The organism is Magnetococcales bacterium, from assembly GCA_015231175.1.
GTDB lineage: Bacteria > Pseudomonadota > Magnetococcia > Magnetococcales > DC0425bin3 > HA3dbin3.
Genome location: JADGBZ010000105.1, coordinates 1 through 9,391, shown reverse-complemented (window position 1 = coordinate 9,391; position 9,391 = coordinate 1). Strand labels below are relative to the sequence as shown.

Sequence of the window (9,391 nt, the reverse complement as noted above, 5' to 3'; positions counted from 1 at the left end):
TGAAGATGGTGATGGATTTCATGAAGTCCACGTCAACACCATGGAAGGGTTTTGGTCACTGCTGCGTTCATGGCTCAGGCCACGTCGGGGCATTTCACAGGAGAAGTTGCCGGTATATTTGGGGTTTTTCGAGTTCATCCACAACGTGAGAATGCGGGGCAAACGGGTGCTGCATTCTCTGTTGGATCTTCTGGTGCGATAAGCCCCCGGAATCCATATTGAGCCAACAATATATGTTATATTTCAAATCGTTCAGCCACACAACAAGTCGCAACAAAGCCTTCTCTATTGCCAAAGCTTGTCGGTAAAACGGCTGAAGGGCCGCCAGGCTTTTCAAAAACCGTCATTATTATCCGGATTCCAACAGCCTGTTTTGAGTAAAACTGAATATTTGTTCATGGGCAACGATGATGTGATCCACCACCTGGATGCCGATGGGAATCATGGTCTGCTGAATAAGGCGCGTGAACTGCACATCCTGCGGCGAAGGATTGATGGCGCCGGAAGGGTGATTGTGGGCAAGAATGACAGCAGAAGCCTTGTGGCGCAGGGCACTCTCGACGACCAGGCGGGGCTCGACGAGAACACCAGTGACTGTGCCGCGTTTGATGAGGGCGGGGTAGATCAGGCGAAAACGGCTGTCCAGGCAGAGAAGGTAAAAAACCTCTTCCGACCGCCCTGTCATGAGCGGAATTAAATATTTTTGGGTGGCTTCAGGCGTGTTCAGGGGGGATTGGTCCCGGCAGGCCCGATCCCGCAGATAGTAACGCGTGATCTGGGGAATCAGGGAAAGAAACGTGGCGGCCTTTTCACCGATGCCGGGGACGGAAGCCAAATCCTGCGGGTCAGCCTCAAGGGCCGCCGACAAGGTTCCAAAACGATGCAGCAACAAATGGGCTATATCGTTGGTGTCCCGACGCGGCAGGGCATAAAACAGAAGCAGCTCCATGACCTGGTGCGGCTCGAACTGATCGATCCCCTCAAGCAGAAAACGGTTGCGTAACCGTTTGCGGTGGCCTTGATGCAACGCATCCGTCGTATCGCCGGACATGGACGTGCTCATGAATACCCCATTGCTGAACAAGGCTTCAGCGTCGGCTGGGCAGCCCTGTGATGATCCACGGTCGATTTACCGGTGTCCATTCAGCGCCACCCAAAAAACAACTACATCACTGAAGCTGAAAACTGAATTCCCAGGCCCACGCCCACCCCTCTCCAGGGACTCCAGTATCGGGAAAAAATCGTGGCATGGGAAGTGAATTGCTTACAATGAAAGGATTCAAGCAGGATCTCCTTGTCCGCAAGCCGGAACTGGAGGAGACTGGCGAAAAAGCGATGGACCTTCATTCTCAAGGAAGAGACACCCGTGCTTGAACCCTACGCCGTTCCTGTTCCGGAGATGCCGGACGATCCCGGGTATCCGGAAGACCCCCCCGCAACCAACACGGCAAGACCCGCATCCCGGAAAACTCATCTCCGTCGGCCAGCCTACTCCCTGGAGGCTGAACAATCCGTCCTGGGGGCCATCCTGTTGGACAACACCGTCATGGATCAAGTGGCGGATATTCTGGAACCGGACGACTTTTATGTCGGCGCCCACCGGGTTGCCTATCAGGGGATACGCACGCTGCTGGAACGCGGTCAACCCGCTGATTCGGTTCTGTTGCGGCAACACCTGGAGAGCAACGCCGAATTGGATACGGTGGGCGGCTCGGGCTATCTGGCGGAGTTGGTCAACACGGTTCCGGCCACGGCCAATGCCAAGGCCTACGCGCAACTGGTCCACGACAAATCGGTCTTGCGGGAGTTGGCTCGGCAGGCCACGGCGGTAGTGGATCTCGTCTACGAAGGGCAGGATCAGGTGGATACGATCCTGGATGAGGCGGAACAACGCATCTTTGGCGTGGCCGAAAGCAAGGATCAACGCCGGAGTGGCTATTTTGACATGAAGTCGGTGGTGCGTCCTGTATTGGAACACCTTGAAAGCCTGATGGACCGGCGGGTTTCGGTGACAGGCGTGCCGACAGGGTACAAGGATTTGGATGAAAAATTGACGGGGCTGCAAAAGTCGGATCTGGTAATCGTCGCCGGTCGGCCAGCCATGGGCAAGACGAGCCTGGCCTTGAATTTTGCCGCCAATGCGGCCCTGGATCATGCAAAATCCGTCGGGATATTCTCCCTGGAAATGTCCAAAGAGCAACTCGTGATGCGCTTGCTGTCGGCCACGGCCCGGGTGGATGCCCAGGGGTTGCGAACAGGCCGCTTCAGCGACGAAGAGTATGGCCGGTTGATCCAGGCGGCAGCCCGCCTGTCGGACGCACCCATCTACATTGACGATACCTCGGCCCTGTCGGTGACGGAGTTGCGCTCCAAGGCACGGCGTTTGCGGCGGGAGAAAGGGGTCGATCTGATCATCGTCGATTACCTCCAACTGATGCGAGGCTCCCTCCAGGTCGAAAACCGCGTCCAGGAGATTTCGCAGATCAGTCAGGGGCTCAAAGCCATTGCCAAGGAGTTGTCGGTACCGGTGGTGGCGGTGTCCCAACTGTCGCGCTCGCCGGAGAGCCGAACCGACCACCGGCCCATTCTGTCGGATTTACGTGAATCCGGCAGCATCGAACAGGATGCGGATGTCGTCATGTTTGTGTTTCGTGAAGAGTACTACAAACCCGATGACCCCTCCCTGACGGGTCGGGCCGAAGTGAATGTGGCCAAACAACGCAATGGTCCGACCGGGGCGGTTCCCCTGACTTTCCTTCACAAATACACGAAGTTTGAGAACCATGCCAAATCAAGCCACAACTAGGGAGAGCGGTCCGCCGCTGCGTCCAACCTGGATCGAAGTGGATCTGGGAGCGGTGGTGCATAATTTTCGCGTGGCCCAAACCGGGGTGGGAACCGGGGTGGGAGTCTGGCCGGTGGTCAAGGCCAACAGCTATGGTCTCGGGGCGATCCCGGTGGCCAAGGCCTTGCGACAGGCCGGAGCCACCGGGTTTTGCGTGGCCCTGCTGGAGGAGGGCGTGGCCTTGCGGGAGGCGGGAATCGAAGAGCCGGTGGCCATTTTTTCCGGATTGAGCGGGGCTTGTGTGGAACAGGCTGCGGCCATGCAACTGGAGCCCTTTTTGTTTGAACCGGCTACCGATTTGCAAATTCTGGCCGCAGCAACGCCGGAACGACCTTTGCGGGTCCACGTCAAGGTGGATACCGGCATGGGGCGGCTGGGGGTTCCTCCTGCCGATGTGGAGGCGTTTCTGCTGGCTCTGGATCGTCTGGGAGAACAGGTCCGGGTGGTGGGTCTGGTGTCACATCTGGCCTGTGCCGACGAAAAAAAACGGCCCGAAACCGCTCGACAGGCGGCGGTGCTGCGGGATCTTCTGGCCCAACCCGAAGTGGCGCGGCGGAAGTTGCGGGTCTCCCTGGCCAATAGCGCCGGTTTGTTGGGACACCCCATGACACGCCATGACTGGGTGCGTCCGGGCATCATGTTGTATGGAGCCTCCCCGTTTTACCCCGAGGAGGGGTGGCGGGAGACAGGTCTGCGCCCGGTGGTGACCTGGCGCAGCCGCATCATCCAGTTACATGCCGTGCCGGCGGGCATTTCGGTCAGCTACGGTCACTCCTTCACCACGTCACGCCCCTCCCGCCTGGCCCAGATACCGGTGGGATATGGTGATGGCTACAACCGTCGCCTGGGAAATCGGGGCGAGGTTTTGATCGCTGGCCGACGTTTTCCGGTGGTGGGACGGGTCTGCATGGATCTGATCACCGTGGATGTCACGGATTTGCCGGCTGTGACCGTGGGAACCTCCGTCACCCTGTTGGGAGCCGACGGAGCCGGGATGATCGATATCGAAGAGATGGCCACCTGGCTTGGCACCATACCCTATGAGGTGATTTGCGCCCTGGGAACGCGCCTGCCACGCCGCTATCTGCGTGCCACTGCGGATGAGCTGGCCGGCGTCTCCTCGAATGGTTGAAATTGGGCATTGATTTTGCTTCCCTCCCCGGCAGAGGTTCGGATGAACGGGTTTGACTCCTTGTCGGCGGGTGTGGAACGGGCATGGGTGAAACAAGAAAAACCAGGGTGGAACCACTGCTGGATGGCCAGGATGGTCAGAATGGCCAGGATGGTCAGAATAGCCGGGATGACCGGGATGGTCAGAATGGCCAGGGTGGCTGGGGTGGGTTGGACGCAGATGCCAAGCTGGATGCGCCCTTGCTCCTTGGTGATTTGCCCGATACCGAAAGCATCGGTCCCGACGCAGCCCCACCCCAGTCAGGTGCTCCAGCCATGGAACATCCCCCGGCCCATGACCGGATCGTAGATGTGAAACCCCCTCGGGATCAACAGGCCAAAGGTGGCCTGGAGGCTGTCTGGTACGGAAAGAGACCCTATGCCCCAGCGCGTATGGAGTCTTTGAAAAATCTTCGTGGCGTGGGCCTGGTCTGCTCTGGCAAGACGCCGCGTCCCAAGAAGGCGTTGCGTTCAAAGCTTTGGGATCGTTTGGGAAAGTCTGTGATGTGGCCCCTGACCGGGTGGTGTCTGGCGGTCGGGGTTCTCTGGGGATTGAGCAGGCAGGATCGGATTTCCCTGCCCATGGTGGTGGACGCGGAAGCGTCTGTGGTGGTGGGGGTGCACCCCGTGTCCAAACCACAGCCCGTTTCGCCATTCTCCCTGGTTCAGAACGTGGTGCGCACATCACCGCCGCCTGATTGGGCGCGTTATGAGGTCTTGGTTGGGGCATTTGCGGATCCGGCGTTGGCCCGGAAGGTTCATCGCCAATTGCTGGCGGCTGGTACTGCGGATTACTGGCGCAGCGGCATGGAGGGGGGCCGGCCACGGATTCTGGTGCTGGTCGGACCCTTTGCCGAGGCCGATGAGGCCGGGCGAATGGCCGCAGCCATCCGTGCGCGTTTGGGAGTGGAGGCCCGTGTGTTGCCCTTGCACCTCTCGCAAGCCTCCGAGACCTCGGGAGTCACACAAACCCTGCAACCTCCTCCGATGTGAAGGAATGGGAACGAATCGGGATCCAGGGGGCTGGCCCCCTGGCAGGTCCAGGACAGAGTCCTGGTGGGGTTCGGGGCGAAGCCCTGACAAAGGCTTTCATATCCAGGTTTTTCTTAAAAGAACGGTGAATAGCTACAAAGGGTGCTGAATAGTTACCTGAAAACGTTCTAAAAACCAGGATCTTCCTTTTGGATTGCAACACGATGGGACGTCCGAAGCAACGCTTTCTGTGTGATGCATGTGGCGCCGAGCAACTCCGCTGGGAGGGCAAGTGTGGTGCGTGCGGAGCGTGGAACAGCCTGAAGGCCTTTGTGGTGGAGAAGGATCGTCCCGAGCGGCCTGGTGGTGGCGTGCTGGCTGGCGAGGGACCGGTCCTGTTGGCCCGGGTGGTCATGGGCGAAGAGGCCCGCTTCCAGATTGGCATGGCGGAGTTGGATCGGGTGCTGGGAGGAGGTCTGGTGCCCGGGTCGGTGACCCTGATCGGAGGAGATCCGGGAATCGGAAAATCCACCTTGCTGCTGGAAGCTCTGGCCCGTTTGTCTTCGCGACAGACGGTCCTGTACGCCTCGGGCGAAGAGTCTCTGACCCAGATCAAGTTGCGTGCGCAGCGCATGCGGATTGTCGAGGATTTTTTGTGGGTCACCATGGACAACCGCCTGGAGGGGGTGTTGCAGGCGGTCACCGCCAAGGAACCTGCGGTGCTGGTGGTCGATTCCATCCAGACTTTGGCCAGCGATGCCTATCCGGCGGCGGCTGGTACCGTGGTCCAGGTGCGGGAGTGCGCCGCACGCCTGATCATGGAGGCCAAACATCGCGGCATGGCGGTGTTCCTGGTGGGACATGTGACCAAGGAAGGGCAAATCGCCGGCCCACGCATATTGGAACACATGGTGGATACGGTCCTCTATTTCGAGGGGGAGCGGGGTCACAACTATCGTATCCTGCGGGCGGTCAAAAACCGCTTCGGCGCGGCCAACGAGATCGGGGTTTTTGAGATGCGGGATTCGGGACTGCACGAGGTGCCCAATCCGTCGGAGCTGTTTTTGTCGGAACGTAAGCGGGGTGCGGCGGGATCGGTGGTGTTTCCGGGGGTGGAGGGAAGTCGGCCCGTGCTGGTGGAGATTCAATCCCTGGTGGCGCCGAGTTCGCTTGCCCTGCCACGACGTACCACGCTGGGATTGGATGCCAATCGTCTGGCCATGTTGACAGCTGTGCTGGAAAAACGTTTGGGACTTGGCCTGTTCAACCATGACATTTTTCTGAACGTGGCGGGTGGTTTTCGTGTGACGGAACCGGCGGCGGATCTTGCCGTCGTTGCGTCCCTGTACGCTTCCCATCGCAACCTGGGAACCGATCCGGGAATGGTGATCATGGGTGAAATGGGTTTGGCGGGGGAGATTCGGGCGGTAGGTCACGCCGCAACGCGACTCAAGGAGGCTGCCAAATTGGGTTTTACACGCTGTATCTTGCCAACCAAATGTTGCAACAACTTACCTGAAAATCTCCCCACGATCGTGGAAGCGGTCGATACGGTGGAGGAAGCCATGGAAAGACTCAGCATATGAACGGTATCGACTATCTTTTGTTGTGGGTTGTGGGATTTTCCATCCTCTTCTCGGTTCTCCGGGGCAGCAATCAGGAGTTGGTGAAATTGCTGGGTTGGGTCATCTCCTTTCTGGCCGCCATGATGCTGGCAAGCCGGCTGGAACCTCGTCTGCTGCCTTATCTCCAGTCCCACGGGCACGTTGGCCTGGTGGGAACAGCGGCATTTTTGCTGGTTTTTTCCAGCATCAAGCTGCCTTTGACCGTAACGCACTGGCTGGTCAATCGTCTCTCCCACCCTGGAGAGTTGTCTCCCTTCAGCCGGGTTTTGGCGGTTGGGTGGGGTGTCGGGCGGGGCGCCGTGATCTTGTTGGTTGCCGGTATGGTGTGGCTCTCCTTCGATCCTCCATCGACAGCGGCCATCCACCAGTCGCGTCTGGCCCCGTGGTGTATCGAAGGGGCGCATCGGTTGACGGCGCGGCTTGTGCCGGCTTCCGTCTTGCGTGACAAGGTCATGGCGGGATATGGACATTACCGGAGTGGTAGTGCCATGAAACCCGTCACACAGGCGGTCGAACCAGGCAGTGAAGGATCCCGGAATGGTGGCGCGGGCCTGGCAGATTCCGCCGGCGGGTGAGAGGAAGGGCTGCAAGACGTTTAAAAGACCGGGATGAAGGTCCAGGAGGAAGGGCTGCGCCCTTTCTCCTGGCGGAATTGGGGCAGAGCCCCAAAAAATACGTTTAAAAGACTGGGATGGAGGTCCAGGAGGAAGGGCTGCGCCCTTCCTCCTGGCGGGGTTCGGGGCGGAGCCTTGACAAAGGCTTTCATATCAACGGGGCGCTGCCCCGGACTCCGCAAGGGCGCTGCCCTTGACCCGCAAGGGCGCTGCCCTTGACCCGCAAGGGCGCTGCCCTTGACCCGCAAGGGAGCCAGCCCTCTGGACCCCAATTCGTTGCCGGGTACTGAATAGCTGCTGGGAGTTGACATGCATCGCCGGGAGTTGAACAGTTACACCCGATACGCCCTTTTTTCAGCCATCTTTTTTTTGCTTGCCTGGGTCTGGCTTCCCTACGCCCGTCTTCACACTTTCTCCTTCATCAATCTTGACGATACCCGCTATCTCCTTCTGAACCCGATCATTCAGAAAGGTCTGACCTGGGAGAGTTTCCTTTGGGCGTGGAGCAATATCCATGTCGGCTATTGGATCCCTCTCACCTGGCTCTCTTTTTTGCTCGACACCACCCTGTTCGGTCTGCACCCGGGTGCCATCCACACAGTCAACCTTCTTTTGCACCTTGGCAACACGCTGCTGCTCTTTGGTCTCATCCTGCGCCTGACGGGTCACCTGCTCCCCAGCCTTCTGGCAGCTCTCCTGTTCGGTATTCACCCCCAGCATGTGGAGGCGGTGGCCTGGGCGGTGGAACGCAAGGAGATATTGGCGGGCCTGTTTGGTTTGGCGGCTTTGCATCTCCACCTCACTGCCCTCCAGCCGCAAGCATCGTTTGCACGGGCGCGTTTTTGGAAACCCAGCCTGTTTTATCTGGCATCCCTGGCCTGCAAGCCCAACTGGGTCACGTTGCCTCTGCTTCTGTTGCTTCTGGACTTTTGGCCCCTGCACCGCCTAGAGCAAGGTTGGCGAACGCTCATCCGGGAAAAAGCTCCCTATGTCGTCCTGGCGTTCGCCGCCGCTATCCTGACCTTGACCACCACCGCCACGCCCTCGGAACTCCACGGAGATCGTTTGGATTGGACGCTGCTTCCCCTCTCCACACGCCTGGCCAACATGGTCGTTGTCTATCTGGACTATCTGTTCAAAACCCTTCTTCCCATCGACCTGGCTGCGTTCTATCCCCATCCCCAGGCGAGCCTCTCTCCCCTGACTGTCGCCTTGTCGCTGCTGGTGTTGCTGGGCCTGACGGGAGGCGCCCTGATCGCCAGGCGTGCCTACCCTGCCTGGACCATGGGGTGGTTTTGGTTCATGATCGCCCTTTTTCCGGTTTCGGGTCTAGCCCAGGCTGGTTCCCAGGCCATGGCGGACCGCTTCACCTATTTGCCGCACATGGGATTGTTTCTGGCCCTGGCGGGCCTGCTTCCTTCCTGGCCTTTGGCGTCGTTGCGGCGTCCCTCTTTCCGCCTCATTCTGGCGGGGGTGACCGTCGGTATTTTTACCCTGTTGTGCTGGCAACAGGTGGGATATTGGCGCGACAGCGGCGCTCTTTGGCGGCACACCCTGCGCGTGACAAAGGACAACACGCTTGTCCATTACCTCCTGGGCAAACATGAATTGGACCAGGGGCGGTATGCCTCCGCCGTCGAGCAGTTTGCTGCCGCTCTCCAGTTGGCTCCCCGTTCCCCCTTCACCATCCACTACAAAATGGCTCGTGCGCTTTTGGCTCTGGACCGGTTTCCCGAGGCGCGTGCCGCCATCCGCCAGGCCCTGGTCACCTCTCCACAGGATCCACCCATCCTCATGGAGATGGGCCGCCGTTTCATGACACCGCACACCATGGATCTTGCCCTGGGATTTTTCGAGAAAGCCCTGCAACGGCAGCCTGCACCTCCCCTCGCCCAGCAATCCCAGGCGCACTTTCTCCTGGCCATCAGCCTGACTGTTCTGGGCCATCTTCCGGAGGCCATGCCTCATTTCCAGCTTGTCCTCACCATGAACAATGCCGAAAGAATTTCCCGCTGTGCTGCCATGACCACCCTGTTGCATGACAATCCCCACCTTGGGACGGTGTTTCCTGCGCAGGTGGCGATCCTGAAGGGCTTTTGCCCAACAAACGATTAAAAGACTGGGATGGAGGTCCAGGAGGAAGGGCTGCGCCCCAATGGCGCTTA

7 protein-coding genes are annotated in these 9,391 nt (G+C 59.2%); 6 read left to right on the top strand and 1 reads right to left on the bottom strand.

Going from position 1 to position 9,391, the window contains the following annotated elements; translation table 11 throughout:
• Window positions 1-349 precede the first annotated feature (349 nt).
• The gene (gene radC, locus HQL63_14965; protein ID MBF0178126.1) at window positions 350-1,051 is read right to left on the bottom strand and encodes a DNA repair protein RadC; all 702 of its coding nucleotides are present in this window, start codon (window positions 1,049-1,051) and stop codon (window positions 350-352) included.
• Between the two features lie 348 nt (window positions 1,052-1,399).
• On the opposite strand from radC, the gene dnaB reads away from it, so the two are divergent.
• The 6 genes from dnaB to HQL63_14935 all read left to right on the top strand — a co-directional run bounded on the left by dnaB (window position 1,400) and on the right by HQL63_14935 (window position 9,341).
• Entirely contained in the window at window positions 1,400-2,806 is a 1,407-nt protein-coding gene (dnaB, locus tag HQL63_14960) for a replicative DNA helicase (protein MBF0178125.1), read from the top strand.
• Window positions 2,784-3,977 carry an alanine racemase gene (alr, locus tag HQL63_14955; GenBank protein ID MBF0178124.1) on the top strand — a complete coding sequence of 398 codons (1,194 nt, stop codon included), beginning with the start codon at window positions 2,784-2,786 and terminating at the stop codon, window positions 3,975-3,977. Before dnaB ends, alr begins: the two co-directional genes overlap by 23 nt.
• Window positions 3,978-4,060: 83 nt before the next feature.
• Window positions 4,061-5,008 carry an SPOR domain-containing protein gene (locus tag HQL63_14950; protein MBF0178123.1) on the top strand — a complete coding sequence of 316 codons (948 nt, stop codon included), beginning with the start codon at window positions 4,061-4,063 and terminating at the stop codon, window positions 5,006-5,008.
• Window positions 5,009-5,211: 203 nt separating this feature from the next.
• The gene (radA, locus tag HQL63_14945) at window positions 5,212-6,573 is read left to right on the top strand and encodes a DNA repair protein RadA (GenBank protein ID MBF0178122.1); all 1,362 of its coding nucleotides are present in this window, start codon (window positions 5,212-5,214) and stop codon (window positions 6,571-6,573) included.
• A complete protein-coding gene (locus HQL63_14940; GenBank protein ID MBF0178121.1) occupies window positions 6,570-7,187 on the top strand; it encodes a CvpA family protein in 618 nt (205 codons plus the stop codon). Before radA ends, HQL63_14940 begins: the two co-directional genes overlap by 4 nt.
• Before the next feature lie 348 nt (window positions 7,188-7,535).
• Entirely contained in the window at window positions 7,536-9,341 is a 1,806-nt protein-coding gene (locus HQL63_14935) for a tetratricopeptide repeat protein (protein ID MBF0178120.1), read from the top strand.
• The last annotated feature ends 50 nt before the right edge of the window (window positions 9,342-9,391 follow it).